This window comes from Pseudovibrio flavus (genome assembly GCF_009711345.1).
GTDB lineage: Bacteria > Pseudomonadota > Alphaproteobacteria > Rhizobiales > Stappiaceae > Pseudovibrio > Pseudovibrio flavus.
This window is the reverse complement of sequence record NZ_SMMA01000063.1, coordinates 279855-306068: the sequence shown is the minus strand read 5'-3', so window position 1 is coordinate 306068 and position 26214 is coordinate 279855. Positions and strand designations below refer to the sequence as shown.

Here is a 26214-nt window from a genome sequence, read left to right as displayed (position 1 = left end):
CGAAGACATCATCACCGTGAACGGCAACTCCGTCAAAGACAACGTCAAGGACGCTGAGCGTTGGGGCGACGATGTTATTCTTGATTGGGACAAGCCACTGGTTGAAAGCGGCGGTATCGCTGTTCTGCGCGGTAACCTTGCTGAAAACGGCTCCATCATCAAGCCATCTGCAGCTTCTCCTGAACTTATGAAGCATCGTGGCCGTGCGGTCGTCTTTGAAGACATCGAAGATTACAAGGCTCGCATCGAAGATCCTGAACTGGATATCGATGAAACCTGTATCATGGTTCTCAAAGGCGCTGGCCCTAAGGGCTATCCGGGCTTTGCGGAAGTGGGCAACATGGGTCTGCCGCCAAAGGTTCTGCAGAAAGGCATCAAGGACATGGTGCGTATTTCTGACGGCCGCATGAGCGGTACAGCCTACGGCACCGTTGTGCTGCACTCTGCTCCAGAAGCAGCTGCTGGCGGTAACATTGCACTGGTTGAGACCGGTGACATGATCAGCCTCGACGTTGATGCACGCTCTCTCATTCTCGAAGTTTCTGATGAAGAACTGGCACGTCGCCGCGAGAAATGGGTAGCACCGGACTTCTCCAAGGAAGGTGGTTATCAGGGCCTCTACCGCCGCACTGTCATGCAGGCAGATACCGGCTGTGACCTTGACTTCCTCATTGGTTGCCGCGGCGCAGATATCCCGCGTGAATCTCACTAATTGAGCTACAGGGCAGGGGTGCATTTGCCTCCCTGCCCACCACGCCCGACCTCTCAGTCACCATAGCTTTTAGGCCTTCGCTTAGGTCCATCCACTCCCAGAGTTACCCATGAAAATCAAAGCAATCGAATCCATCAATCTGCGCGAATTCCGAAATGTTACGTGGATTCGCGTTCATGCCGACACAGGCGTTTACGGTCTAGGCGAAACCTTTTATGGCACCGAAGCGGTTTGCGGTTACCTGCACGAAACGCTCGCGCCATCGCTAATCGGCAAAGACCCGCGCGAGATCGACAACATCTCCCGTATGATGCTCAACCCAGTTTGCGGCTTTAACTCCACCGGCGCTGAAATGCGTGCCGCCTCCGCGGTTGATATCGCCCTTTGGGACCTTGCGGGTAAAACGCTTGGCGTTCCGGTTCACCAGCTTCTTGGCGGCAAAAGCCGCGAAAAACTGCGCGTTTATAACACCTGCGCCGGTTATCAATATGTGCGTGACAAACAGGTAAACACCACCGAAGACTGGTCCACCATTTCCGAGCCTGAAGGGCCCTATGAAGACCTTGAAGCCTTCCTGACAGATGCTGGGCCGCTCGCGCAGAGCCTGCTCGACATGGGCATCACAGGTATGAAAATCTGGCCGTTCGACCAATTCGCAGTAAAGCACAACGGCACCTATATTTCGCCTGAGGATCTTGAAGCCGGTCTTCGTCCGTTCAAGCAGATCCGTGAGGCCGTTGGCGAAAAGATGGATATCCATGTGGAGCTTCACTCCGTATGGAACCTACCGATGGCAGAAAAGATTGCCCGCGCCTTGAAGCCATACAACGTCTTCTGGCTGGAAGACCCAATCAAGATGACCAATGCCGACGCTTTGGCTGAATATGCCCGCCGCGCTGAAACATGGGTAACCGCCTCCGAGAACCTCGCGACACGCTGGTCGTTCCGCGAACTCTTCGAGAAGAAAGCAACAGACGTATGTATGCTGGATATCGGCTGGTGTGGCGGTCTTACCGAGGCGAAGAAAATCGCCACAATGGCTGAGACTTACGAGTTGCCAGTAGCGCCACATGACTGCACTGGTCCGGGTCTTTTGACTGCCGCTGTCCATCTTTCCTTCAACCTTCCTAACGCGCTGGTTCAGGAAATGGTTCGCGCCTTCTATTACGGTTGGTATCAGCAGCTTATGACCGGTCTGCCTGTATTGGAGAACGGTTACTTCAATGTTCCAACTGCACCGGGTCTGGGCATTGATCTCGTGCCAGAGGTCTTCACTCGTGACGATGCAACCATTCGCATTACTGGCGATCTTTAAGGGCAGGCCAATGCAGAACGTTAACAAGACAAAATCAGTGCCAGAAGGAGCCAGCCAGCACGTTACTGCTGGCCCATATTCTCCTGTCATTATCGTAGAAGGTTCCCGCCTTGTGCTTATCAGCGGGCAGGCACCGCTAAACAAAGCGGGTGAGGTGATTGGCGATACTATTGAAGAGCAAACGCGCGTTACTCTGCAAAACTGCGAAGAACAGCTTAAGACCGCAGGCGCGAGCTTTGATGATGTGTTCAAGGTGAATGTGTATCTAACCGATCTTGCTGAATGGCCACGCTTTAATAGTGTTTACAGCGAGCTTATGCCGGAACCTAGACCTGCAAGAACAGCAGTACAGACCGGCCTGCTTTCCACCTTTAAAGTAGAAATTGAAATGTGGGCTATGCTGCCATAAGCAGCCCGCCACCGCGAGATCCCTCCAGAGTGAGAAGCTTATTCTGATGACCGCAAATATCTATGACGAACTGGGCCTTCGCCCCCTCATCAATGCGGCAGGCACCTACACCGCCATAGGCGGCTCACGAATGAGCCCCGCCACTCTGGAGGCGATCCGCCAAGCTGCGAGCCAGCATATCGAGATCCGCCAGCTTCAAAAGGTTGTGCACGCAAAGCTCGCAGAGCTTACGCGCAACGAAGCGGCCTTCGTTTGCAATGGTGCTGCAAGCGGCCTTTATCTGGCAACCGCGACAGCTGTCGCCCGCAAACTCGGTAAGCCCGCCTACTACCTAGAGGCTGAAGAAATCGCGCAGAGCGAAGTCATTATCTTCGGCGCTCACCGCAACCCTTACGACTTCGCGGTTAAACAGTTTGGCGCAAAAATCCGCCAAATCGGTTACCCGAATATTATTCTACCGCTGACACCACTCGACCTACAGCAGGCGATTAATGATAGGACCGCCGCTGTCTTCTTCTTCGCGGGTGAGGGAGGCTGGATGGCTCCAGGTGGCCTTAGTTTTGAAGATACGCAGAATATATGTTCTGAGCGGGCGGTTCCGCTTATCGTCGACTGTGCCGCGCAGATACCACCTATCGAAAATCTGTGGCGATACACCCAAGCAGGCGCGGATGCAGCTATCTTTTCTGGCGGTAAGGATTTGAAAGGCCCGCAGTCCAGTGGCCTTATCGTCGGAATCCAAGAGTTTGTTGGCGCAATTCAGGAGGTCGGATTTCCCAACTACGGCTTTGGCCGCATGCTAAAGACCGGCAGGGAAGAGATTATTGGCCTCTACCACGCGGTTAAAGAAGCTGTCGAACTAAACTGGGATGCGCGCAATGAATGGGCTGAAGAACAAATCCGCCTTCTTGCAGCTGGTCTAGAAGGCACCTGTTTTAGCGTTTCACGTTGCTATCCAAACGAAGCGGGACAGCCTATGGCACGGGCAAGTGTCTCATTCCCTCACGACGAGAAAAAGATGCTGGACCTGCTGCTAAACGGCGAGCCGCGAATCATGTGCAATTCCGAGCATCCTAATCAGGTCTTCGTAAATCCAATGACCCTGCGAGAAGGGGAAATGGCGCTGATCATTGACCGCTTTAGAGAGCTTGATGGGGAACTCTAAGCCGTTTACGGCATTGGATCTATTTGCGCCCATGCCGATAGATTCTGAAAGCTTGCAGCGGATGCCCGGATTTCATAAGGGAGCCAGCAATTTTTCGCGATAGTTGCTTAACGATTTGCTGGCCTTTGCTTGTTTCTCTTAGGCCAGCAAAAGCTCTGGTGACGACTTTTAACAACTGCTTGTTAATTGGGATTTCGCCGTTGGCAATCTCATTCAAAAAGGCAATCACCAATTCCTGTGTCGAGGCAGCATTCACTGCGCGGTCCGTTAGTCCACGATCGACACACATTGCCGAGTAGGCAGCACCAACTGATGCACATAAGCCCTTGGCCTTCTTCACCTGACTGATTTGTCCGGCATGTACACGGTAGCGGAGAAGACACTGAGGAAGGATGTCGACTTCGCCAACCTTAGAAAGGCGCAGGTACAAATCGTGATCCTCGGCACCGTCGAATAGTTTTCTGTACCCCCCGATTTGATCTACGGCTTCTCGCCGCATCATGATTGAGGGATGAGCAAACACTGGCGTGTAAGGGAGCCGTGCTTTGATAGCACTGGAGCCGGTTGTATTTTGTTCTTTGTTTCCTGCATCTTCATCGTGGGTGAAGGTCTCAACAAAGCTACCAAGAAGCACGAGGTCAGGGCGCTTTTCAAATTCCTTTAACTGCTTTTCGAAGCGCTCAGGGAAGCAAAGGTCATCACCATCCATTCTGGCGATTAGATCTCCACTCGCCTCTGCAATACCTTGATTGAGGGCATCGCTAATACCAGAGCCAGTCGCTACAACTCTGCGCACTTGCGGGTACTTGTCACTATAAGCTTCAAGTATCTGCGGCGTACTATCGGTTGACCCATCATCAACGACGATGACCTCAGCAGGCACGTGAGTTTGGATTAGCACGCTATCCAGCGCAGATGCGATGGTTGCCTCACCATTCTTGACTGGAATAACAACGGAGATACGAAGGTCTGCCATTCACACCCCCGCCAACTCCGCCAGAAACTGATCGTAGTCTTTGGCTATGGTTTGAATGCGAAGTTTGGTAGCGATGCGCTCTCGTCCGGCTTCAGCAAGTTCCGCCAAGTGGGCTTCATTGGCCGATAGCTCTTGTAGGGCTTTAGCTATGACGGAAGGTGTTGGCTCATCAAGCAGGATTGCACAATCTCCGGCTGCCTCCGGCGTTCCGCCCCGATTAGTCGCGATCACTGCGCAGCCGCAAGCCATCGCCTCCACAACAGCGCGGGGGAAACCCTCGCGAACAATGGAGGGAAGCACCGCAATTTTCGCCTCAGCCAACACGTCCCGAACCGCATCTGAACTAAGGTTTTTGCTGATGGAAATAGAGGGTTCTCCCTCCACTGCCTGTGACAATATCTTGAAGAGCGCTTTTTCTTCGTCCGTCTGCACCGCCACTACAAGCTGCAATTTCCAGCCGGAGATCTCGACTTTTTTAAAGCCTTCCACTAGCTCGAAAATGCCTTTGTCCCGCCTGCAACGACCAACATAAACGGCAGTATTGCTCTTAATCTCCGCCGGTCGCCAGAACTCAACATCGACAGCGTTGTTGATCACCAAAGTACGGCCAGTGAGGGATGGGTAGTCCTCCAAGAACTGCTGACGAATAAACTCACTAACAAAGACGATGTGTGACAGGTGCTTGAAAACCAACCCTTTGAAGAAGCGATCAATTTTTCCTGATCTCTTTTTCAAAAGGCCGTGGCGATAAAGAACGACCTTGGTTCCTTCAAAGGACTTGGCAATTGTATTCGCTGTTTCCGGATACTGATGAACGACGATAACTTTAGGCTCAAATTCTTTGAGCGCCTTAATGCACTGGCGATCAAACTGTTTCTGCGACTTTGCTTCAATGCCTTTGAAATTCAGCGCCTTAAACGGATCAGGAACGGCTTCGCCGATGACCAAACAGTTGGCCTTGTAGCTACTGTTTTCGATAAGGTCACGCGTTACCAAATCAATAGAGGTTGCTCCCACAGCGGAGAAATTCATCCCGCGCGGAAGAACGACGGCTACTTTCATACTTATTCTTCTTATTGTAGCTAATCGCTGGGATTGCGGTTGTTTATTTGGGGCGTACAAACATGGCCGCGATAGGGCAGCATCAGACCATTCTGGTTTTTGCGTTAAGACGCACTAACCGAGAAGTTTCGCAGCTTGGCGGCCAAAGTAGCCCAGCTTTTGAGGCAGATAACGAAGCGAACTGAAACGGGGGTATCCACCACCAATGCATTCTTCACCATGCAGGTTCCATTTTTTATAGAAGTACTGCTTGTAAATGTCGGAGCGCCTGCGGAACTGCCTGTAGTGCTGGGTATAGACTGGCCTGTGGTGGATATAGGCGTTATTGGCAACCGTTACCTTGTAGCCAAGTTCTTTGGCTGACAAGAAGTAGTCGCCATGCTCCTTACCAATCTTGATTGCTTCATCAAACTTCAGGCGCTCGGTGTTGCTAGTGCGCCCGACGTAGCAGTTGAGCACAATATCGTAGAGCGGATGATCGCAATACCAACCTTTACTGTTACCGCAGGTATGACGTAATACACCTCCGTCGGTATCAAGGTTTCCAGCAAACAAAAGCTCGCCGCGGCAGTACCCCTTGGAGTGACGGTAATCGAGCATTCTAAACGCGACTACATCAAACGGATTTTCATCCATCAACCGGATGATACTCTCGATGTTTGCGTCCTTTTCGAAGACATGATCATCATCAATTAGAATGTAGTAGGGCGTTGTTACGAGTTCAATTGCACGGTTTCGTCCTGCAGAAATCCCCGTGTCAAACGGCAACTCTAACACACAGGTATGCTGGTCACCGTCAAAGAGTGTCGGCTGCTCACTATCGTCTGCAATAATAATCGGCAGGGTCGGATGTAACCTACGAACACTCGCAACGCATCGGCTAATCATATCCGGACGTTCAAAGGTTTTCACGACCACCGTTACTTTTGAAGATAAATCCAAATCAGACATAGTCCTCTGCTTTTGTTTCCTTTCCGCCCAAACGTTGATGTGTATTTACGAGTGTTTTCCCAGCTCTTTCTCGTAGTACTTGGCGGCGCGAACGAAGCGGGAATAGGCGTAGTTTTGAGCGTTCACCAATCCCCACCAGCCATACAAAAAACCACGCCGAATAAAGTAGCTTTTGAAGAACGCAACGGGAAATTCAGTCAGCAACCGAAGACGCGACATCTTGCGGCCGTGCGCTTCCATATCCTTGACCTGCATGTCCGAATACCGATTGAACTTCTCTACGAAGAAAGTGATCGAACGCTGCGAGCGGTGATAAACCTTGCCATGCAACTTGCCGATTGTTGCGTTAGGCTCCGGCCTGACAGTGTCATGAACTGGAGACGCCGAGAACCGGCCTTTTTCGCGATTGTACAACCGGTACTGCCAGTACCCGTAGGCCCAAGGTTTCGCGACCTTTTCATGCTGAAAGACATCTTGAATATGAACCGAGTAGATGTCCTTTGAGGGCAGCGGATCAAATAAAGCCGCCATCTCTTTTGCTAGATCCTGCGAAACTTCTTCATCCGAATCCAGATTGAATAACCACTGATTTTTGCAGCAATCTTCAGCAAATCGTTTCTGCTTGCCGTATCCATCCCACTGATTGAAGAAGACTTTTGCCCCGGCTTGTTTGGCAAGCTCCACTGTCCGGTCTGTAGAACCAGAGTCGACGACGATCACTTCATCAACCCAGTCGATGACACTGTGAATAGCTGCGAGGATACGATCCTCTTCATTCTTGCAAATGATGAAGGCTGAGACGGGAACCATAAAATGCGTTTCTTGTTTTTATTATTGAACGCATTAAGCTACAAAATTGCGCCTTCCCTAGGGCAATTGTGACATTTTATTCCATTTTTTAGGATGGTTTAGTGAGTTTGTGCAAGGCAGTTCCTCTTTCTTGCTTTTTGGGAGACAAACTCTTTTCTAAATCCATAGAAATTTCATTACGGCACTAGAAAAACAGAAAAGGCGCCTTTGAGATCTCTTCAAAACCTGCTCAGGATTTGTCTTTCTGATCGATCGTTACCGCTCGCAATTATGCTTTGAGCGGGCATTCTAGTAAAAAGGGCCGGAAGAAACTCTTCCGGCCCTTTCTTTGTCTTGTCGCGTTACCTCAGATCATCTTATCCAATCGGGTCATAACCCTTTTGTCGGCGGCCCTTTTCCACCGTCCAGCCGCCCTTTTCGCGCAGCCACTGGAACACAGTGTAGAGCGTCGGAATAAGGAAGATACCGACGGTGAACGACACCACCATACCGGAGAGAACCGGAATACCTACAGCGACCATAGACTCCGCACCAGCACCGGTAGAACGCGCCAGCGGTACCAGACCTGCAGCAAATGCCAGAGAGGTCATCATCACCGGACGGAAACGAAGACGGGCACCTTCAACAGCAGATTCCAGCAAGGATTTGCCTTGAATTCGCTGAGCAAGGGAGAAGTCGTTCATCAAAATCGCGTTCTTACCGGCAAGCGCGATCAGAATGATAAGACCAATCTGCGCGTAAAGGTCGAACGATAGCCCAAACAGCCACAAGCTACCTACCGCGCCCGCGATGGACGGCAGCACGGAAAGAAGAACCGGAATTGGAGTGTTCCAGCTTTCATAAAGGGCAACAAGGAACAGGTAGGCAAACAAGAATGCCAAACCGAGCATTGTTGTAGTCTGACCTGCTGACTGTTTCTGTTCCAATGCAACACCGGTCCACTCATAGGCATAACCATCTGGAAGAGTTTTTTCCGAAACCTCTTCCACTGCGGTCATCGCAGAACCCAAGCCAACACCTGGAGCTGCTGTACCGTTGAACTTCACGGTTCTATAGTTGTTGAAGCGTGTGATCGTTGCTGCGCCCTGCGTCATCTCGGTGGTGACAACGCTGTTCAGATCCACCATGTCATTGGTTTTGGAACGAACCTTGACGTTGGCAACATCTTCCATCTCCGCGCGGTACTCTTCTTCCGCCTGCATGCGTACTGTCCATGTACGTCCATAGAGGTTGAAGTCGTTGATGTAAGCACCGCCAAGAGTGGCCTGAAGGGTGTTGTAGATCTCCGAAATATTAAGACCAAGAACCTGCGCACGGTCACGATCAAGCTTAACCTCAACCTGAGGCGTACTTGCGTTAAATGCAGTAAAGAAGCTTGAAAGAGCAGGGGTTTGGCTTGCCGCTACCATCATGCCGCGAGATACGCGTTCAAGTTCTTCAGGGTCCTGACCTTCGAGAGCTTCCAGAATGTATTCAAAACCACCAACTGCACCCAAACCCATAATCGCAGGCGGGTTAACAGGGAAGTAGTTCGCATCCGGAATTTGCGAAAGCGCATGGTACATACGCCCAACGAACGCGAACGAAGAATACTCTGGGTCTGTACGCTGCTCGTACGGCAGAAGCTCTACGAAAATAGCACCGGCGTTAGATGAAGCACCACCACCGGTAAGCATGTCGAAACCTGCAATTTCGGTGGTAGAAGCAACGGCCATATCGTCACTGATGATAGCCGCAGCTTTTGCAAGAGCCTCTTCGGTTCTGTTAAGGGAAGCACCGGCTGGCAAGTTTACCAGAACCATTGCAAAGCCCTTGTCGTCATCCGGAACGAAGCCGTCTGGCGTCTTCTGAATGATAAAGGCAGAAAGAACCGCAAAGCCTACAACCACCGGAATGGAGAAGGCAGAGTACTTGATTGTTGCACGTACAATCGCGGCATACTTGTTGCCAAGCGCATCGATTGCACGCGAAATTCTAAACATCACCCCACTGCTTTTGCCTTTGGTCATAAACAAAGCACAAAGGGCAGGGGAGAGCGTTAGCGCGTTGATGGCAGAAAGGACCATCGCAGCAGAGATGGAAACCGCGAACTCGCGGAAGAGAACACCAGCAGAACCCGGTAGGAATGCAACAGGTACGAATACCGAAAGCAATACGAGCGTAATTGCAATAACCGGACCTGCAATCTCGCCAACTGCTTTGGACGTTGCCTCCATTGGAGTAAGCGAAGGGTTCTCGTGCATTACGCGTTCAACGTTCTCTACAACGATGATCGCATCATCCACTACGATACCGATCGCAAGCACCAAGGCGAGCAACGAAATCGTATTGGCCGAGAAGCCGAAGGCATAGGCAATGGCCATCGCACCGATAATAGAAACCGGAACCGCAATGAGCGGGATGATGGTTGCTCTAAGGCGGCCGAGGAACACATAGACCACAACCGTCACGAGGGCGAAGGCTTCAAGCAAGGTCATTACAACCTTCTTGATCATCTCGTTTACAAACAAAGATGTATCAAAACTCGCCTTATATGTGAGTTCCTCTGGAAAGCGCTCGGAAAGCACTTCAAGACGCTCAACAACAGCTTCAGAAACCGCAACAGAATTTGCCCCCGGTGACAGGTTGATTGCCACCATAACCGAATCTTCACCGTTATAGAGCGATCTCCAATCGTAGGATTCAGAGGCAAGTTCTACCTTGGCAACGTCTCTTAAACGAACAACAGAGCCATCGAGGCCCGCGCGCAGAACGATATTGCCGAACTCTTCAGCGCTCGCCAAACGGCCTTGCGCAGTCACAGTAAGCTGCAACATCTGGTCGTCAAGAAGCGGCGCGGCGCCCACACGGCCAACAGCGGCCTGAGTATTTTGGGAACTTACAGCATTCGCAACATCTGTGGCGGTAAGGTTTAAGGCCCGCAAGCGGTCCGGCTTGAGCCAGATGCGCATGGAATAGTTATTAGCGCCATACACCATGGCATCGCCAACACCATCAATACGCTTCAACTCGTCGATAACGTTGATGTTCACATAGCTGGAAACATCAAGGATATCCATCTTCGCGCCCGGCGAATAGAAGACAAAGCCGTTCAGCATGTCACCGGACTTTTTGGTAACGCTAACGCCTTGGGTTCGCACTTCCAGTGGCAACTTGCTTTCAACCTTGGAGATACGGTTTTGCACATTAACGGCGGCAATATCCGGATCTGTGTTCAAGTCGAAATAGAGAGTGAGGGAATACGAGCCATCGCTGGATGACGCGGACTGCATATAGCGCATACCGTCAACGCCGTTCACCGCGCCTTCAATAGGCTGAGCGACACTCTCTTCCACCGTTTCCGCATCAGCGCCGATATAAACGGCAGACACGTTTACAGTTGGAGGAGCAATCTCTGGATACTGCGAGACGGGAATGACGGAGATAGCGATCAGACCAAGAACCACGATGACGATGGATACAACCATCGCCAAACGCGGACGCCTGATAAAGACGTCATAAATCATTGGTTATGACCCACCAGTGTAGGATTAACTTTGGTACCCGGACGAGCCTTTTGGCTGCCTGCCACAACGACCTGATCACCTTCTGTGAGGCCGGACTTGATCACAACGAGACCACGGCTCTGACGACCAATCGCAACAGGTGCTTTCTCTACAACACCATCAGTATTGACCTTCAAAACATAGGTTCCGCTTTGATCCATCAACAATGCCGCTTGGGAGACAATCATTTCGGTTGGAGCGTCCCTGCGGGAAATGATGATATCTACCAGCTGCTTATTGAAGAGATGCAGGTCAGGGTTAGGGAACACGGCCCGGGCGGTGACGCTATCTGTTGCAGGATTCGCATCTGCGGAGAAGTGGTCCAAAGACCCATCATGCTCATAGATGGAGCCATCAGTCAGGCGCAGCTGTAGACGGTAAGGCGAAAGCGCTGCGCTGTCGGCACCATAGAAATTAGGCATCAGGCCCTGAGAAATCGGGAAACTAACACGGATCGGATCAAGCGATGTGATCGTTGCCAGCTCACCACTGGCAGAGTTCACGTATGCACCTTCTCTATATGGCGAGGTGCTTACCTTGCCATCCATAGGCGCTGTTACTTGAGTGTAGCTCAGGTCCAGCTCACGCAATGCGAGCTCTGCCTCACGCAGAGCAAGAGCGGCATTCGCCTCTTTCAGGTTTGCTCTAACGACGTCCAGCTCGGAAACAGAGATAGTGTCTTTTTCTACCAGCTGCTTCTTACGGTCATAGTTGAGTTGAGCAAGGTTTACCTGAGCTTGAGCGCTCTCGACGTTTGCTTTGGCTTGGGCAACCGCAAACTCGTAGGGAGCCTGCTCGATTTTGAAAAGAGGTGCACCTCTTTTTACGAAGGAACCTTCGACAAACTGCAAAGGCTCGAGAAAGCCTCCAACACGGGCGATCAGGCTAACTTGTGCCAGAGCTTCCGTGCGTCCCGAAAACACATGGTTCGCATCCAAGGTTTGGAGCTTAACTTCCTCAGTTAGAACTCCCGGGGCAGCAGCATTTGTTGGAGACTGAGCGCTAGCAGGGCTATGAAGGATGCTTGAAGGAATAGCAACAGCTAGTGCTAGTGCTGTAAGTGCTCGGCGATATTGAACCATTATCTACGCTCATACTTGCCAAAGCCATTTCATTTTTAAAAAGCTAAAAAGATGAATACTATAATACTTTCAAAACACTAATGGCTGAAAGTATCAAACTCACTCATTCGAGCCCCCAATAAAATAACTGGCGATCAAATTTGGGCCGCGAGATAATCACTCAACATTTGGGTGCATGCTATGCGAAATAAACCCATAAGTATAATGACGTGAAATTGCCGCAAATTTGCCTAAAAAACTTCGAGTTTAAGGACGCGAAAAAGGGGCAAGTGCCATTTGCACTGCCCCTTCCGTTTCAGATCAGTTAGAACGAGACAACCGGCTTGATGAGATCGTGTACCTTATCTTTCATAAGCATCAATGCGTCTTCGATCTGCTCAAACTTATCGAACTTGTGCGTTATGAGCGGCTTAGGATCAAATCGTTCGGTGGAGATCAAGCTCATTAGGCGCTCAACACGCCGACGACCGCCCGGCATCAATCCACTATGGATGAACTTATGCCCCATACCAACGCCCCACTCGATACGTGGGATACGCACGAACTCGCCGCCATCAAGATAGTTGACGTTGCCGATGATACCGCCCGGCTTGAGCATGGTTACAGCATCAATAAAGGTGTCATTATCACCACCGGCAACAATTACCTTATCAACGCCTTCGCCCTTGGTTAGGTCGAGGATCTGTTGCGCTATCGAACCCTCTTTATAGCTAATGATGTGAGTAGCGCCGTACTGCTTGGCCACTTCGACACAGTTTGGACGAGTGCCCACAGCATAGATATTGGCAGCGCCGCTGAGAACAGATGCACGAACCGCACAAAGACCTACCGGCCCGATACCAATAACGCAGACGTTGTCGCCGAACTTGACCTGCGCAAGCTCAGCAGCATGGAAGCCTGTAGGCATCATGTCACAAAGCAAAGTCGCATAGACCGGATCGATATCGTCCACCAGAAGCGCCATATTGGCATCTGCTTCGTTTACATGGAAAAAGTCTGCAAAAACGCCATCTTTGAAGTTGGAGAACTTCCAACCAGCTAGTGCACCACCAGAGTGCATTGCAAATCCGTCTTGAGCTGCAAGCGAACCCCAGTCCGGCGTAATGGCAGGAACGACGACTTTATCACCCGGCTTGAAGTCTTTGACCAGTTTGCCGACTTCGACAACTTCGCCAACAGCCTCATGGCCTAGGATCATGTCGTGGCGTTCACCAATTGCGCCTTGCCAGACTGTATGAACATCCGACGTACAAGGCGATACGGCCAATGGCCTAACGATTGCGTCGAGCGGACCGCACTGCGGAGCATCTTTCTCAATCCAGCCTGTTTTACCCAGGCCGAGCATTGCAAAACCCTTCATCTCCCACCTACCTGTATTTTGTGGCCACAGTTATTGGCAACCATCTGGCAGGGCAAAATAAGGTCCCGAAGCGCACTCGCCACGATGGTCATGCAAGACCATCGTGCTACTCTTTTTCACAAATAAGAACTGTCTTATTTACTTTTACACTGGAGTATTAATTACAATTTTATTGTACGTAAGGTGATGTATACATGTGTAGCCAAAATATAAATCAACAAACTAATAATGACAGAGCTGATCAACAAGATGATCCGAATAACATTTACGACGAAACGATATCCGAAAGCTCTTTTTCCGCTTTAGCAAAGGCTAGACGCAAATAGTCAGCAACCTTTTTGTCTTCAATATCGGCAAGGCTATTGAGTTTGATATGACGGCGGAGCTTTCCACTGCCTTCCAGAAATCCAAAAGCGTCTTCAAGTTCGGCGCCCTTGGAGAGTTCAAGGCTTACATGCGCTTTGTAGGCAAAATGTCCGCACACCATTGTTTTGCTAGTTTGAGGGATCAACTCGAAAACAAAGCCGCCATACATCGCCCGCCTACTGGCGTTAGGCGCAACTTCGCTAATAACGCGATCAAGCTCTTGCTGAAGCAGATCTCGAAGGTCTGCGCTAAGCTCTTTAACGTCCGTTTTCATTTATGCCCCACACCACGAAATGGCCTCTGATCTTGGTAAATCCTCGCAGAAAACAGAGCAGCTTGATAGAGCGGGAAACAGCTATGCAGACTTGCTTTGATAGCACGCGGAAAATTCGGAGCCAGACGACTGAAATCCACGCGCGTCTTCTCGTAAAAATGGCCAGTGCAGGAGGCTGGGCTCCTGCACTAACCAAAAACTTATGCGGAGACTGTTGCCAAACGAATGTATTCAGCGATGCGTTTGTTACAGATTCTCGCCATCTCGATTGGGAACTTCTGGAAGACGTGCTCACCGCCCTCGTAAACGTCGATCTCCAGATCGTTACCAGCCATTTCTAGGCGACCAGCAAGAAGCAGCGTGTCATCGATGATGATATCCCGCGTTCCGGTAACCAGAAGCGCTCTAGGCAGATCCGAGAGTTCAGCGTAAATCGGAGAGACATCCGGATCTGTCGCATCACCACCTTCGCAAAGATAGTGCTCGGCAAACATTTCCATATCGCGAAGTGTTGGAACGCTCTCACGATTTGTCGAGTTACGAATGCTTGCGCACTGGCTTACATCATACCAACCCGCATTTAGCACCATTGCATCGAACTTGCTTTGAAGCCCGCAACTGCGCAGGCGGATCATGCTTAGCAAAGCAAAGGCTGCACCTGCGCTATCACCGCCTACTACGAAGTGGGTCCAGCCATGCGAGCGGGCACCTTCTTCAACAACCCAGCGACAGGCTGCTTCGCTGTCGTCGGCACCTTTTGGATACGCATATTCTGGTGCCAAACGGTAGCCAACAGCAATCACATCCACATTCGCAAGCTCGGCAATTTCCATCATTCGCGGATCTTGGAACGAGCGATTTCCGAAAACAAAGCCGCCACCGTGGAAATAAACAAAAACGCCATTCGGCTTACCGGAAGGAGCCTTGAAGAGCCGAAGGGGAATATCACCATGAGGGCCGGAAATATCGAACTCGATTGCACTTTCCGAACGCGGAGCGAATTTGTGCGGCCCCTTACCGGCCGCGACTTGCTCTCGGATAGCGGAGGGGGCTTTACCCCATTGATCTTCCAGCAACTTGGCCTGCGCGTATAGCTCAGCATTAAATTCAGCAGCTTCAGAAATAACTGCTTGTTCCAACTCTACAGTTTTGAAGATTTTTCCCATATCGATAACCGGCTTATTGTTGTTCTTGAAAATTGAATTTTGCTCGTACTGGCAAAGGCTTACATTTTTGTCTCGAAGAGCTCTGGTCTAGAACGTGAAAGCCCTTCCAGATAGTCGGGCAGGGTGCGCAAGTGCTCCACTACCGCACGCTCTGCCAAAACTGGATCGCGCTTTTGCAACGCCTCCACAATAGCGTTGTGGTCATGAATGACTTCGCTCGTGTGCTGCATGTCGGGAATGGCCACATAACGAATTCTGTCCCAATGGACCTTCTGCCGTTCTACCGCACGTCTTGCATGGGGATGGCCAGCAAACTCATAAAGGTTGCTGTGAAACAGTTCATCAAGTCGGCCAAAAACAGCAAGTTCGTTCGCCTTGCGCGCTTCGATTTGCCGCTCAACGATATCGGCCAGTTCGGCAACCTGTTCATCTGAAATCTTGACGGATAATTCTTTGATGACAGCCGTTTCCGCCGCCATTCGAAGAAAATGAGCATCCAGTACCAAAGGTATCCAGATCGGAGCGACGAACGTTCCGCTTTTGGGTGTGATGCATACAAGGTCATCGCGCTGCAACCTCAAGCAGGCCTCACGCACCGGTGTTCTGCTAGTACCAAATTCGTCAACGAGAAGCTTTTCCCGCAATGGATCACGCGGGCGGCGCTGCAGAGTAACAATCTGCCTGCGCAACTGGTCATAGACCTTGTCTGCCACGCTTTTTTCCTCTTCAGCGCGAAACCAGTTCGGCTCAAGAGGCTTCTTTGTCCACTTGGTAGCTTTCATGCTCATTCCAAAACTTGTTGTTGCCCGGTTAGGGATGCAGAAGAATACACATCATTTCGACATGGCGCATACTTAGACAAAAATGCAAATCTAGTATACTAGATATTTCACCTAACTATCTATCCCAAATGAATCAAATAATTATGACGATGTGTAGCGAATACCAAAATATAATCAGCGCCTACGGGAAATAATATGGCTCTGTAAGAAATTAATCATGGTATTTCGCGAAATATTTACTTTGGGAGAAAGTAATATGAAATTGATCACCAAGAGCATCGCAGCTTCTCTTGTGGCACTTGCAGTTTCTAGCAGTGCGGCGTTGGCTGGCTCTTATATGCTGAACGTCAGTACTTCTCAGAGCACCGACAACCCAGTGTACTTTGGTCTTGAAGCGTTCAAAAAGAACGTTGAAGAGCGCACCAAAGGCGACATCAAAGTCCGCATTTTCGCAAACTCCCAGCTGGGTAACGACGAAGATATTCTTGAGCAGGCACGCGCTGGCGCAAACACAGCAGTGGTTGTAGACGGTGGTCGTCTGGCAGAATTTGCACCTGAACTTGCAATTCTCAGCGCACCTTTCCTCATTACTTCCGTTGAAGACATGAACAAGGTCGTGACTTCCGATCTGTTCAACGGCTGGTCTGATAAGCTTGCAGGCGCTTCTGGTCACCGCATTCTGGGCTTCAACTGGTATCAGGGTGAACGTCACTTCCTGACCAAAAAGCCAATCAAAACTCCGGCAGACCTTGCTGGCGTACGTACCCGCACCATCGGCGCTCCAATCTTTATGGAATCCGTTCGCCTGATGGGTGCAACCCCAACCCCAATGGGCTGGCCTGAAGTTTACCCGGCACTGCAGCAGGGCGTTATTGATGGCGCTGAAGCACAGTCCCCATCCATTCACGACTCCAGCCTCTTCGAAGTTGCAACCCACTACACTAAAACCGGTCACTTCTTCCTGATTACCGGCCTGGTAACTGGCGACGCATGGTTCAACACCCTGCCAGCAGAATACAAGACTGTCGTTCGTGAAGAAGCTCTGCGCGCTGGTGACGTTGCAACTCAGGTTACCCTTGAACTGCAGGAAAAAGCTATGAAGCAGCTTGCAGAAAAAGGTCTGATCATCGACGAAGTTGATACTGCAATCTTCAAAGAAGCAACTGAACCTGTATTTGCTCAGCTTGGCCTCGAAGACCTACGTAAGCAGGTAAACGACGTTCTCGCAAAGTAAGTAACAACTTCGGGGCACAGGTAGTTTCCTGTGCCCCTTTTTTACGTTTGCAGGTCTTGCAGAATGCTAGAAAAATTAATCAAGGCCGAGCAGGCTTTTTCAAAAGTCCTGCTAAGCGGCTGTGTTGTGCTGGTGGTTGTAGCATCACTTGCGCGCTGGTTTGGCCACCCGATTATCTGGTCGGTAGATATGGCCCAGCTTCTTTTCATCTGGGTTTGCTTTTTTGGGGCTAACCAAGCACTCCGCCGAGGAGAGCACATAGGGGTAGACTTCTTTATCCTTCGCCTGCCAAAGGGGCTTCAAAAAGCCATTAGCGTAGTCTTTTCTCTGACAATCATCGCGTTCCTTCTTTATTTGGTGAAGCTTGGCTACGACCTCACTGCTATGAACGTGGAACGCCGCTTCTCTGATACCGATATGAGCTATGCTTGGGTGACCGCTGCTGTACCAGTGGGCTGCGCCATGCTTGCCGTTACCTCCGTCGTTAATCTCATAAAAACACTTCGCGATGAGCCAATCGCGCAAGAACTCCCGCCGGAGGAAGTGCTATGATGCTAATCCTCGCCGCGTTTGCGGTGTTTCTGCTGCTTGGTATGCCGGTCGCATTTGCAATTGGTATCGCAAGCTTCACGTTCTTCCTCACCTCTGAGTTTGTACCAACCAACATCGCTATTCAGCGAATTGCAGCAGCTTCCCAGTCGTTTCCACTTCTGGCCGTTCCGTTCTTCGTTCTTGCCGGTAACTTGATGAATGCCACGGGCATCACCAAGCGCCTAATCGGCTTTGCTATTGTATGCACCGGCTGGATGGCAGGTGGCCTTGCACAGGTTACCATCGCACTATCTGCTCTTATGGGCGGCATTTCCGGCTCGGCAGTTGCTGACTCTGCGATGCAGGCACGTATCCTCGGCCCGTCCATGTTGGAGCGCGGCTTCTCTAAAGGCTTTACCGGCTGCGCGATTGCCTTCTCGTCCCTGATCTGCGCGACCATTCCACCGTCTATCGGCTTGATCCTCTATGGCTTTGTGGGCAGCGTTTCTATTGGCCGCCTTTTCCTGGCAGGTATTATTCCAGGCCTTTTGATGGCGGTATTCCTCATGGGTACCACCTACATTGTTGCTCGCCGTCGAGGCTACAAAGCAGAGCTTCAAAGCCCGCCTAGCTTCAAAGAAGTTATGGTGAAAATGAACGAAGCAAAGTGGGCGCTTTTGTTCCCGATCTTCCTGATCGGCGGTATCCGCTTTGGTATCTTCACACCATCTGAAGCAGGTGCATTCGCAGTACTTTACGCGTTGGTTGTTGGTTTCCTCGTTTATAACGAGTTGACATGGGCCGATGTGTGGAAGGTAACCGAACAGTCAGTTTCTGACATTGGCATGATTATGCTTATCATCATGCTTTCTTCCATGCTTGGATATGCGATCGTATTTGAGCAAGTACCACAGAGCTTGTCAGCACTAGTGTTGGGTGTTTCTGAAAGCCCGATGCTGATCACATTCCTCATTCTGGTTTTCTTGGCTATCTGCGGAATGTTTGTGGAATCGACGGTACTGGTTCTGCTGCTGACACCGATCTTCGTTCCAGTAATTACCAAGATGGGCGTAGATCCGGTTCACTTCGGTATCTTGATGATGACCACGGTCACCATGGGTTCCATGACACCACCGGTTGGCGTAGCGATGTATACGGTTTGCGGTATCCTCAAGTGCCCAACCGAAGAATACATTCGGGAATCCATCCCGTTCATTCTCGCGATTTTTGCGTTGATCGTCTTCATCGCATTCTTCCCGCAGGTGGCGCTCTTCCTACCGAACATGCTGTTCTAGACGCTTAATACAAAGAAACACGCGCGGCCGGAGCAAAAAACAAGAATGGGAGCGATCTTAGACCGCTCCCATTTTTACATAACAGGCAAATCAGGCGGACCAAGTGTAGCCAACACCATATTACGCAGAATGTGAATTATGGAACATCAATACGAAACGTTTTCCAATTTTCGAAGTATCTAAGAACGCCAATCAAGCATGTAGCGTTCAATCAAGCCAATCAGCGTACTGACGATTACTCCAAGAAGAGACAGGATCACCACACCCGCAAACAGCCGCTCAAGATCGTAGAGCGAACCTGCCTCCAGAATATAAGCGCCAATACCGTACTCGGCCCCAAGCATTTCAGCCGCGACCAACAGAATGATTGCAATGGCAAGGCTGATGCGAAGACCGGAGAGAATGCCGGGCATAGCTCCCGGAAGCACAATCTTCCTGACGATTGACCACCACGAGAGGCCAAAACTTTGGCCCATGCGGATAAGCGAGCGGTCCACATTATCTACCGCCCCATAGGTGGCCACTACAGTTGGCGTAAATGTACCAAAAGCGATCAGCGCATACTTTGAGCCCTCACCAATGCCGAACCAGATGACAAAAAGCGGCAGGAGCGCAATTTTGGGAATAGGAAAGATGGCAGCAATCAACGGGACCATTCCGGACCGGATATAAGAGAACAGCCCAATCAACACGCCCACGCCAATGCCGATGCTGACTCCAATAGCTGCGCCCACAACCAGTCTGCTCAGTGAAGGGCCTAAATGCTTGGCAAGCAAACCGCTCTCATACAATTGCTGAAAGGTGACGAATACATCTGATGGCCTCGGCATTGTCAGAGCAGATATCCAACCAGCCCGAGTGCCCCATTCAGCTATAACAATGAGGAATAGGAAGACGACGGGGCCAATCCAACGACGAGGTTTAGGCGAAAACCCACCACCGCGAAAGGTTACGCTGCGCCCCTGTGTCTCTTTCTGTACACCGCTGCCATTGGAATTCTTATTAAGCATGAAGAAGCTCCGCATCTGCGGCACGCGCTTCATCCCGCATCAATCGCCATAAGTGCTTTTGGTGTGCGTCCAAATCAGCATCGCCAAACTCTCGCGCATTCAAATGTTTGTCGATCTCGACGATTTCGCGAATTTTGCCCGGACGTCTGGATAGAACCACCACGCGGTGACCCAGCCTTACAGCCTCAGCCAAATTATGGGTGACGTATACCGCCGTGAATGGTTGGCGCGACCACAGATCTACCAGATCATCCATCAGCAGTTCGCGCGTTTGGCTATCTAATGCGCTGAGCGGTTCGTCCATCAACATCACGGCGGGATTAACGGCAAGCGCTCTTGCAATCGCGACGCGCTGCTTCATGCCGCCGGAAAGCTGCTTCGGCAATGCATCTGCAAACTCCGTTAGCTTGGTGCGAGCCAGAACATCGTCGATAATCGCGGAGGATTGATCCGTGCGCAGACCATGGCCCTCAAGAACAAGAGAAACGTTACCCTTAACAGTACGCCACGGCAACAGTGCGAAATCCTGAAAGACATAGGTCAGCGGGTTGAGGCTGCCTTCCGGCGGAGAGCCTATCTGCAAAACTTCGCCGGTTTTCGGGCGCTCTAACCCGCCCAAAAAGCGAAGTAACGTTGATTTACCACACCCAGACGGGCCAACGATGCATACAATCTGGCCAGAGGAAATATCGAGAGAAATGTCTTTTAGTACTTCGACATCGCCGTAGGAATGGCCAATGCCGTCCAGTCGAATATCCATTAGGTTTCCAATGAAAAGCGTAGCAAGGCGACGTCAAAATCGCCTTGCAAAGCAACACTATTACTTGTCGATGGTTTCCACGTAGGAGGTATCAACCAGCGCATCCAATGGAATATCTGCTTTAACCAGGCCTTCGGACTGGAACCAGCTAAGCTGATCCTGCACAGAGGCCACGTTCAGCGCTGCTCCAGCATTCAAGCGCATTGTTCCATTGATGATGGAAGGTGCAGCCTTCTCACGCGGACGATCCGCATAAACGTATTTATGGATCAGATCTACCATCTCGTCCTTGCTGGCCGAACCGTCGATCATGGCAGCGGTATAATCGTCAACGCCCTTAGAAAAGCCGGAGAGGAAGCTCTCTGTCATGCTGCGCTCATTGGCTGCGTTCTTCGCAGAAGTAAACACAGTGGTTACCTGATAGTTCGGGATGTAGTCGGCCACATTTCCGATGATGTGGACCGCGCCCGAACCAGCTAGCGGTTTGGCAATGTGAGGCACGATGGACCAACCATCCACCTGACCGGACTTCATCGCACCAATGATTGTGCCAACCTTCTGGAGCGGAGTAAACGAGAGGTCAATGCCCTCTGCAGCGGCCATCTTCGCACCCATGTAGTGGAAGGAGGAGCCAGCTTGGGTCACAGCATACTTCTTGCCTGCCAAGTCTTTTGGCGTTTTTACACCCGCCTTAAATGCAGCGTCAGAAGCAAGGAATTTCTGCCCGTCAATGCCCTGCTCTTCTGAAAGTGCGCCGCCGATCACCTTGATCGCGCCCTTGTCTGCAAGGTTGATAAGACCGCCGGAAATTGCTGTAACGGCATAGTCGATATCGCCACTGGCAATTGCGACAGCCATGGGCTGCGCTGCCTGAAAGAACTTGAACTCGACGTTAAGGCCTGCCTCGGCGAAATAACCACGCTCAAACGCAACGAAGTTGCCAGAGTGCGACGTGAACCGAAGCGCGCCCACTTTTACGGTTCTATTAAGCGCCAATGCAGGCGTCGCCAAAGCACCGGCAATAGTTCCACCCATCAGTGCCAGTGCACCACGACGATTAACTTTGATCATGTATCCCTCCCGATGATCTCTAATTACGTTTCAGCCCTGAGTTCTGTCTGAATTTCTTCTTGGAGAAGTGCGCGCGCAGCTACTTCATCGCGCTCTAGCACAGCATCCAGTAGCGCCTGCTGGCGCACCTTTCTGGATGCAAAGTCCAGCTGCCCTTCCCGAAGCTGGGCTAAGCGAAACCGACTACTTTGATTGAAAAGCTTAAGTTGGAGGTCTATCAGCCGAGGGCTATCGCAGCGCTCAATCAACGCAGCCGAAAAAGCCCTGCAAGCTTCGTCCCACTCAAGCGCACTCAGGTCATCGGCTGACTGGCGAACTGCTTCCTCGGCTTTTTGTAGCGCATGATGGGCTGCAATTACTCGCCCTTCCCACGCCACATCGCCGTTCTTGAACGCCAGCGCCAGCGCGAGCTTCTCGATCTCGATACGCACCAAAGCGATGTCACGCACATCTTCAGCGCTGGCCGACATAACCCGAAAGCCCCGCTGCGACGTTGATTCTACCAGCCCCTCCGCTGACAGCAAGCGTAGCGTCTCACGCATAGAATGGTTCGAGCCACCATACCGTGCGCGCAGCTCTGCAATTTTCAGCTTTTGATCTGGAAGAAGCGCCCCGAACGAGATGTCCCGCCGCAAAGCAGAAGCAAGCATGCTGACAATCGTGTCATCTTCTTCGCTTTGTCGACGAAAGATCATAATTATCCCTGAAACGAAAAATGTTGGATTTTTTTGTCATCCGCTTCGAATAGAGTCAACTTGAAAGTACGCGTAGTTACTCATGCCGCATTCAAAGCGGCTTCATTGGGTTTCCAACATTTCAGAGATTAAAGTTGTCAGAATGTTCGCGTCGATTGCCTATTCAGGACCGTCGAAAGGTGAGTGACGTCATTGAGCACGGCATCCGCAAGAGGGGCCAAATCTACTTCACTGCTGTTACCGGTTAGAACGCCAACACGCAGGCCAGCGCCTGCCGACTTACCCATTTTCATGTCCTGCGGATTATCGCCAACCATTACGACTTCATGCGGAGCTAGTGACCGGTCACTGCAAAACGCCTGAAGCATACCCGGCTCTGGTTTGTGGCCATAGCCGCTGTCATAGCCAACAACAAAGCTAAAGAATTCAGAGAGGCCGACAGTTTTCAAAAAGATCCTAATCGCCGCTTCACTATCGCTACTTGCCACACCAAGAACGTAACCAGCATCAAACAGACTTTTCACTGTCTGCTCCAAACCATCAACTGGTACAGCGTCTTCCATTGCAGCACCAAAGATCCGGTCCAGAACCATGATGAGTTCATCACCTTTAAGGTGTGAGCCGTACTCATCCCATGCTCGCGCGATATCTTGCGTATTACCAGCACCGATAATGCTACCGCTCAGTACGCTGCCTGTTTCGCTGTCGTATCCGGTTGCGTGTAACAATGCAGCAGCCAGTTTCTCGTCACCTTTGGCAGCCTCATTGGAAGCTCTTAGCAATGCCGGACGCCAGCTTTCATCAAAATTGAGAAGAGTTCCATCCTTGTCAAAAAGAATGCCCTTAATATCAGAATGAGCCATCTGAACTTACCTAATAAGTGTAACGTTTTTCGCGCCAGCGAGCCAAAGTACGAGGCGGACGACAAGCAGCATCGCGATGACGATGAGCATGATGCAGACCGAAAATGCTGCCGCCTGATTGGCAGCGCCCCGGTCAGACAACTGCAGGACCGAAACGGCCGCCACCTGCGTTTGTGGGGTGATGAGAAAGATAACTGCGGAAAGTGAAACCATTGCGCGCATGAAGAAGAACACACCGACACCCAACAGCGTAGGCCAGATCAACGGAAGCGTTACCTTGAAAAGGGTGCGCAATGTCGAGCCGCCTAGCATGGTCGAGGCTTCATCAAACGTGGAGCTGATCTGCTTCAAGCTGGTGCTGCTAATCAAGAACCCTTGAGCATGATTGTAGTAAATGTACAGCAGCACAATCAGCGGGAACGTTCCGTAGAGCATATTAAACGGGTTGGATGGGTTGTTGAATGCAAGCACATACCCAAGGCCCAAAACCATACCCGGAATAGAGGCTGGAAGTATCGAGAGGAATGAGATCGGCCCGCTCAACACGGTCTTAAACTTGGCAGACACGATTGCCGCCGATGCTACAACCACCACGCCCAAAAATGCTGTTGCAAAGGCCACGCCTACCGAATTCCACAAAGGCGCGGTACCGTTTTGTACATCGAAGGCATAGTGCTTGAGCGAGAAAGCCATATTGTATGGCCATAGCTTCACGATACTCGCGACAAAGACGATAAGCGGTACGGATAGGAAGATGGCAGCAATCGTCCATGCATAACTACCAAAAACCAAGTTGCGCAAACGGTTCGGGCGGATCTGAAGCGGCGTTGATTGGTCTGTCACTTGTGCATGCTGGCGCTTGGAAATTTGCTTTTCCAGCAATTTTGAAATCACAGCTGGCATTAGCAACATTACGCCAACCACTGCACCTAGCCCAAACTGTCCCTGCCCAATCACCTTGTTGTAAATCTCGGTTGCTAGAACGTTGAAATTACCGCCAATAACGACAGCGTTACCAAAGTCTGTAATAGAGAGGGAGAAGGCAACGAAAATGGCTGCAAAGATGCCATATCGTGTCGAAGGCAGAGTTACGGTTCTAAAGATGCGGAAAGGCTTGGCACCCATCACCACAGCGCTTTCGTATAGTCGTGCATCTGAAACGGCGAGTGCTGCAGATAGTATGAGAAACGCGTATGGGAAAGTGTAAAGGCTGTTGGCCAGCGTTACGCCCCAAAAACCGTAGATGTCGATATCAAACCCTAGAAAGCGGTTGAAGACACCATTTCGGCCTAGCAGAAAGATCAAGCCCTGCGCCTGCACCAAAGAAGGCGCGAATAACGGCACCATAATTACGATGCGAAGAATACCTTTAAAAGGTAGGTCAGTGCGTTGAAGGGCATAGGCATAGGCGTACGCGAGGCTCACCGCGATACTTGCAGCTAGGGAGGCCATAACAACACTGTTCAGGCCAAGTTCCCATATACGGGACGTGCCAAGAGTATTGATGTAGTTTTCAAGGCCAAAGCCGTCGCTAACCGCAAAACTTCGGGAGAGGATTGAAAGGATAGGCACAATCAGGAAGGCAACCATCATCGCTAACACGACGCCGGATACGATGAGTGCAACCTTCTTGTCGTTTACCCATGAGCCTTTGGAAACCTGCTTCTGCAGTAGGAGTGCAACTTCACTCATGCTTGCAGCTCCCGTAGCTGTTCGCTGTTGAAGTTGACATAAACCGCATCACCCTCGGACGGCAGCGCTAGATCACCTCTGAGCTCGGCGCTGATAATCTGATCTGGTGCGCAATCAGGAGCCACCTCGACAACGTTGTAGTTGCCAAGGAAGCGGACTGTTTTGGCAATGCCAGCAAGCGAATTGTCGGTCTTAGCCGGAGACGATGAAATCGTTACCGCTTCCGGTCTGACGCCCAGCTTTCTAATGCTGCCTTGGCTATCAGGAACAACCAGTGGAGCCGAACCAAACATCAGACTGCCTTTGTCATTGGGTTCCACCGCCAGCGAGTTGATCGTGCCAATGAAGTTGGCCACAAACTCTGTTCTCGGGTGATGATAGAGTTCGCGAGCGGTACCCACCTGCTCTACCTGCCCGCCCCGAAGCACGACAATTTGGTCCGCCATTTCCAGTGCTTCACTCTGGTCATGGGTCACCATAATTGTTGTGATGCCAATATCTTGCTGAATTTTTCTCACCTCAGAACGCAGCTCCGCGCGCACTTTCGCATCTAGCGCTGATAGTGGTTCATCCAAAAGCAGAAGAGACGGCTGTGGTGCGATGGCACGCGCTATCGCAACACGCTGCTGCTGTCCTCCAGACATCTGTGAAGGCAACTTATCTGCCTGATCAGCAAGATGAACGAGGTCCAGCATTTCCATTGCGCGGGCTTTGGCTTTTGCCTTTGGCCATGCGCGGCATTCCAAACCATACATCACATTTTTGAGTGCACTCAGATTTGGAAACAGGGAATACGATTGGAAAACAACGCCAAAATTTCGTTCTGAGGGCTGCGTTTGGGAAAGGTCATTCATGCCAAGAGTAATCTGACCGCTGTCAGCGCTCTCCAACCCGGCGATGATGCGCAGCAACGTGGTTTTACCGCAACCAGATGGGCCCAGAAAACAAGTGAAGTTGCCATCAGGAACAGTCAACGACAGATTGTCCAAAGCCTTCACAGACCCGTATAGTTTTGAAACCCCACGCACTTCAAGCGACATACTTTCTCCAAACACTTAAATTGGCAGCGGCCCCTTGAGGGGCCGATA

At 50.9% G+C, this 26214-nt stretch carries 24 protein-coding genes; 7 read left to right on the top strand and 17 right to left on the bottom strand.

Going from position 1 to position 26214, the window contains the following annotated elements:
* The 4 genes from E1162_RS13240 to E1162_RS13225 form a co-directional block, all read left to right on the top strand.
* Positions 1 to 712: IlvD/Edd family dehydratase (locus tag E1162_RS13240; protein WP_257098969.1), on the top strand; the 712-nt coding region annotated here is incomplete at its 5' end.
* Positions 713 to 821: 109 nt separating this feature from the next.
* Positions 822 to 2027 (top strand): mandelate racemase/muconate lactonizing enzyme family protein, encoded by a 1206-nt coding sequence (locus E1162_RS13235; protein ID WP_155131774.1) that lies wholly within the window; start codon positions 822 to 824, stop codon positions 2025 to 2027.
* Between the two features lie 10 nt (positions 2028 to 2037).
* Complete coding sequence (locus E1162_RS13230) at positions 2038 to 2436, top strand: RidA family protein (protein ID WP_155131771.1); 399 nt, start codon at positions 2038 to 2040, stop codon at positions 2434 to 2436.
* Positions 2437 to 2482: 46 nt separating this feature from the next.
* Positions 2483 to 3601: a hypothetical protein gene (locus E1162_RS13225; RefSeq protein ID WP_155131768.1), complete on the top strand. Its 1119-nt coding sequence runs from the start codon at positions 2483 to 2485 to the stop codon at positions 3599 to 3601.
* Positions 3602 to 3620: 19 nt separating this feature from the next.
* On the opposite strand, the gene E1162_RS13220 is transcribed toward E1162_RS13225, so the two are convergent.
* The 10 genes from E1162_RS13220 to E1162_RS13175 form a co-directional block, all read right to left on the bottom strand.
* Complete coding sequence (locus E1162_RS13220) at positions 3621 to 4577, bottom strand: glycosyltransferase family 2 protein (RefSeq protein ID WP_155131765.1); 957 nt, start codon at positions 4575 to 4577, stop codon at positions 3621 to 3623.
* The gene (locus E1162_RS13215; RefSeq protein ID WP_155131762.1) at positions 4578 to 5639 is read right to left on the bottom strand and encodes a glycosyltransferase family 4 protein; all 1062 of its coding nucleotides are present in this window, start codon (positions 5637 to 5639) and stop codon (positions 4578 to 4580) included.
* A 114-nt stretch (positions 5640 to 5753) separates the two neighbouring features.
* Entirely contained in the window at positions 5754 to 6590 is an 837-nt protein-coding gene (locus E1162_RS13210) for a glycosyltransferase family 2 protein (RefSeq protein ID WP_155131759.1), read from the bottom strand.
* A gap of 45 nt (positions 6591 to 6635) precedes the next feature.
* Positions 6636 to 7400, bottom strand: coding sequence for a glycosyltransferase family 2 protein (locus tag E1162_RS13205; protein ID WP_155131756.1), 765 nt, complete (start codon positions 7398 to 7400; stop codon positions 6636 to 6638).
* Between the two features lie 356 nt (positions 7401 to 7756).
* Positions 7757 to 10906 carry an efflux RND transporter permease subunit gene (locus E1162_RS13200; RefSeq protein ID WP_155131753.1) on the bottom strand — a complete coding sequence of 1050 codons (3150 nt, stop codon included), beginning with the start codon at positions 10904 to 10906 and terminating at the stop codon, positions 7757 to 7759.
* Positions 10903 to 12027, bottom strand: coding sequence for an efflux RND transporter periplasmic adaptor subunit (locus E1162_RS13195; RefSeq protein ID WP_155131750.1), 1125 nt, complete (start codon positions 12025 to 12027; stop codon positions 10903 to 10905). Before E1162_RS13195 ends, E1162_RS13200 begins: the two co-directional genes overlap by 4 nt.
* A 304-nt stretch (positions 12028 to 12331) precedes the next feature.
* Positions 12332 to 13387: an NAD(P)-dependent alcohol dehydrogenase gene (locus E1162_RS13190; protein WP_155131747.1), complete on the bottom strand. Its 1056-nt coding sequence runs from the start codon at positions 13385 to 13387 to the stop codon at positions 12332 to 12334.
* Between the two features lie 265 nt (positions 13388 to 13652).
* The gene (locus E1162_RS13185; protein ID WP_155131744.1) at positions 13653 to 14027 is read right to left on the bottom strand and encodes a DUF1801 domain-containing protein; all 375 of its coding nucleotides are present in this window, start codon (positions 14025 to 14027) and stop codon (positions 13653 to 13655) included.
* A 200-nt stretch (positions 14028 to 14227) separates the two neighbouring features.
* Positions 14228 to 15193, bottom strand: coding sequence for an alpha/beta hydrolase (locus E1162_RS13180; RefSeq protein WP_155131741.1), 966 nt, complete (start codon positions 15191 to 15193; stop codon positions 14228 to 14230).
* 59 nt (positions 15194 to 15252) lie between these two features.
* Positions 15253 to 15975: a GntR family transcriptional regulator gene (locus tag E1162_RS13175; RefSeq protein WP_257098965.1), complete on the bottom strand. Its 723-nt coding sequence runs from the start codon at positions 15973 to 15975 to the stop codon at positions 15253 to 15255.
* Between the two features lie 256 nt (positions 15976 to 16231).
* On the opposite strand from E1162_RS13175, the gene E1162_RS13170 reads away from it, so the two are divergent.
* The 3 genes from E1162_RS13170 to E1162_RS13160 all read left to right on the top strand — a co-directional run bounded on the left by E1162_RS13170 (position 16232) and on the right by E1162_RS13160 (position 19035).
* Complete coding sequence (locus E1162_RS13170) at positions 16232 to 17209, top strand: C4-dicarboxylate TRAP transporter substrate-binding protein (protein ID WP_155131735.1); 978 nt, start codon at positions 16232 to 16234, stop codon at positions 17207 to 17209.
* 63 nt (positions 17210 to 17272) lie between these two features.
* Complete coding sequence (locus tag E1162_RS13165) at positions 17273 to 17761, top strand: TRAP transporter small permease (RefSeq protein ID WP_155131732.1); 489 nt, start codon at positions 17273 to 17275, stop codon at positions 17759 to 17761.
* Positions 17758 to 19035 (top strand): TRAP transporter large permease, encoded by a 1278-nt coding sequence (locus E1162_RS13160; RefSeq protein ID WP_155131729.1) that lies wholly within the window; start codon positions 17758 to 17760, stop codon positions 19033 to 19035. The genes E1162_RS13165 and E1162_RS13160 overlap by 4 nt, the downstream gene beginning before the upstream one ends.
* Before the next feature lie 179 nt (positions 19036 to 19214).
* On the opposite strand, the gene E1162_RS13155 is transcribed toward E1162_RS13160, so the two are convergent.
* From E1162_RS13155 to E1162_RS13125, 7 genes are all read right to left on the bottom strand, one after another.
* Entirely contained in the window at positions 19215 to 20045 is an 831-nt protein-coding gene (locus E1162_RS13155) for an ABC transporter permease (RefSeq protein WP_155131726.1), read from the bottom strand.
* Complete coding sequence (locus E1162_RS13150; RefSeq protein WP_155131723.1) at positions 20038 to 20805, bottom strand: ABC transporter ATP-binding protein; 768 nt, start codon at positions 20803 to 20805, stop codon at positions 20038 to 20040. The genes E1162_RS13155 and E1162_RS13150 overlap by 8 nt, the downstream gene beginning before the upstream one ends.
* A gap of 60 nt (positions 20806 to 20865) precedes the next feature.
* Positions 20866 to 21876 (bottom strand): ABC transporter substrate-binding protein, encoded by a 1011-nt coding sequence (locus E1162_RS13145; protein WP_155131720.1) that lies wholly within the window; start codon positions 21874 to 21876, stop codon positions 20866 to 20868.
* A gap of 23 nt (positions 21877 to 21899) precedes the next feature.
* The gene (locus tag E1162_RS13140; protein ID WP_155131717.1) at positions 21900 to 22571 is read right to left on the bottom strand and encodes a GntR family transcriptional regulator; all 672 of its coding nucleotides are present in this window, start codon (positions 22569 to 22571) and stop codon (positions 21900 to 21902) included.
* Positions 22572 to 22708: 137 nt separating this feature from the next.
* Positions 22709 to 23434, bottom strand: coding sequence for an HAD family hydrolase (locus tag E1162_RS13135; RefSeq protein WP_155131714.1), 726 nt, complete (start codon positions 23432 to 23434; stop codon positions 22709 to 22711).
* 6 nt (positions 23435 to 23440) lie between these two features.
* The gene (locus E1162_RS13130; RefSeq protein WP_155131711.1) at positions 23441 to 25126 is read right to left on the bottom strand and encodes an ABC transporter permease subunit; all 1686 of its coding nucleotides are present in this window, start codon (positions 25124 to 25126) and stop codon (positions 23441 to 23443) included.
* Positions 25123 to 26166, bottom strand: a complete 1044-nt coding sequence (locus E1162_RS13125; protein WP_155131708.1) for an ABC transporter ATP-binding protein — start codon at positions 26164 to 26166, stop codon at positions 25123 to 25125. The genes E1162_RS13130 and E1162_RS13125 overlap by 4 nt, the downstream gene beginning before the upstream one ends.
* Between the last annotated feature and the right edge of the window lie 48 nt (positions 26167 to 26214).

Excerpts from the sequence above, each read along its gene's own strand:
- E1162_RS13220 (WP_155131765.1), bottom strand. The coding sequence starts at position 4,577 with ATGGCAGACCTTCGTATCTCCGTTGTTATTCCAGTCAAGAATGGTGAG.
- E1162_RS13150 (WP_155131723.1), bottom strand. The coding sequence starts at position 20,805 with ATGGATATTCGACTGGACGGCATTGGCCATTCCTACGGCGATGTCGAA.
- E1162_RS13175 (WP_257098965.1), bottom strand. The coding sequence starts at position 15,975 with ATGAAAGCTACCAAGTGGACAAAGAAGCCTCTTGAGCCGAACTGGTTT.
- E1162_RS13235 (WP_155131774.1), top strand. The coding sequence starts at position 822 with ATGAAAATCAAAGCAATCGAATCCATCAATCTGCGCGAATTCCGAAAT.
- E1162_RS13215 (WP_155131762.1), bottom strand. The coding sequence starts at position 5,639 with ATGAAAGTAGCCGTCGTTCTTCCGCGCGGGATGAATTTCTCCGCTGTG.
- E1162_RS13210 (WP_155131759.1), bottom strand. The coding sequence starts at position 6,590 with ATGTCTGATTTGGATTTATCTTCAAAAGTAACGGTGGTCGTGAAAACC.
- E1162_RS13200 (WP_155131753.1), bottom strand. The coding sequence starts at position 10,906 with ATGATTTATGACGTCTTTATCAGGCGTCCGCGTTTGGCGATGGTTGTA.
- E1162_RS13145 (WP_155131720.1), bottom strand. The coding sequence starts at position 21,876 with ATGATCAAAGTTAATCGTCGTGGTGCACTGGCACTGATGGGTGGAACT.
- E1162_RS13140 (WP_155131717.1), bottom strand. The coding sequence starts at position 22,571 with ATGATCTTTCGTCGACAAAGCGAAGAAGATGACACGATTGTCAGCATG.
- E1162_RS13160 (WP_155131729.1), top strand. The coding sequence starts at position 17,758 with ATGATGCTAATCCTCGCCGCGTTTGCGGTGTTTCTGCTGCTTGGTATG.
- E1162_RS13165 (WP_155131732.1), top strand. The coding sequence starts at position 17,273 with ATGCTAGAAAAATTAATCAAGGCCGAGCAGGCTTTTTCAAAAGTCCTG.
- E1162_RS13225 (WP_155131768.1), top strand. The coding sequence starts at position 2,483 with ATGACCGCAAATATCTATGACGAACTGGGCCTTCGCCCCCTCATCAAT.
- E1162_RS13195 (WP_155131750.1), bottom strand. The coding sequence starts at position 12,027 with ATGGTTCAATATCGCCGAGCACTTACAGCACTAGCACTAGCTGTTGCT.
- E1162_RS13125 (WP_155131708.1), bottom strand. The coding sequence starts at position 26,166 with ATGTCGCTTGAAGTGCGTGGGGTTTCAAAACTATACGGGTCTGTGAAG.
- E1162_RS13230 (WP_155131771.1), top strand. The coding sequence starts at position 2,038 with ATGCAGAACGTTAACAAGACAAAATCAGTGCCAGAAGGAGCCAGCCAG.
- E1162_RS13190 (WP_155131747.1), bottom strand. The coding sequence starts at position 13,387 with ATGAAGGGTTTTGCAATGCTCGGCCTGGGTAAAACAGGCTGGATTGAG.
- E1162_RS13180 (WP_155131741.1), bottom strand. The coding sequence starts at position 15,193 with ATGGGAAAAATCTTCAAAACTGTAGAGTTGGAACAAGCAGTTATTTCT.
- E1162_RS13170 (WP_155131735.1), top strand. The coding sequence starts at position 16,232 with ATGAAATTGATCACCAAGAGCATCGCAGCTTCTCTTGTGGCACTTGCA.
- E1162_RS13205 (WP_155131756.1), bottom strand. The coding sequence starts at position 7,400 with ATGGTTCCCGTCTCAGCCTTCATCATTTGCAAGAATGAAGAGGATCGT.
- E1162_RS13130 (WP_155131711.1), bottom strand. The coding sequence starts at position 25,126 with ATGAGTGAAGTTGCACTCCTACTGCAGAAGCAGGTTTCCAAAGGCTCA.
- E1162_RS13155 (WP_155131726.1), bottom strand. The coding sequence starts at position 20,045 with ATGCTTAATAAGAATTCCAATGGCAGCGGTGTACAGAAAGAGACACAG.
- E1162_RS13135 (WP_155131714.1), bottom strand. The coding sequence starts at position 23,434 with ATGGCTCATTCTGATATTAAGGGCATTCTTTTTGACAAGGATGGAACT.
- E1162_RS13185 (WP_155131744.1), bottom strand. The coding sequence starts at position 14,027 with ATGAAAACGGACGTTAAAGAGCTTAGCGCAGACCTTCGAGATCTGCTT.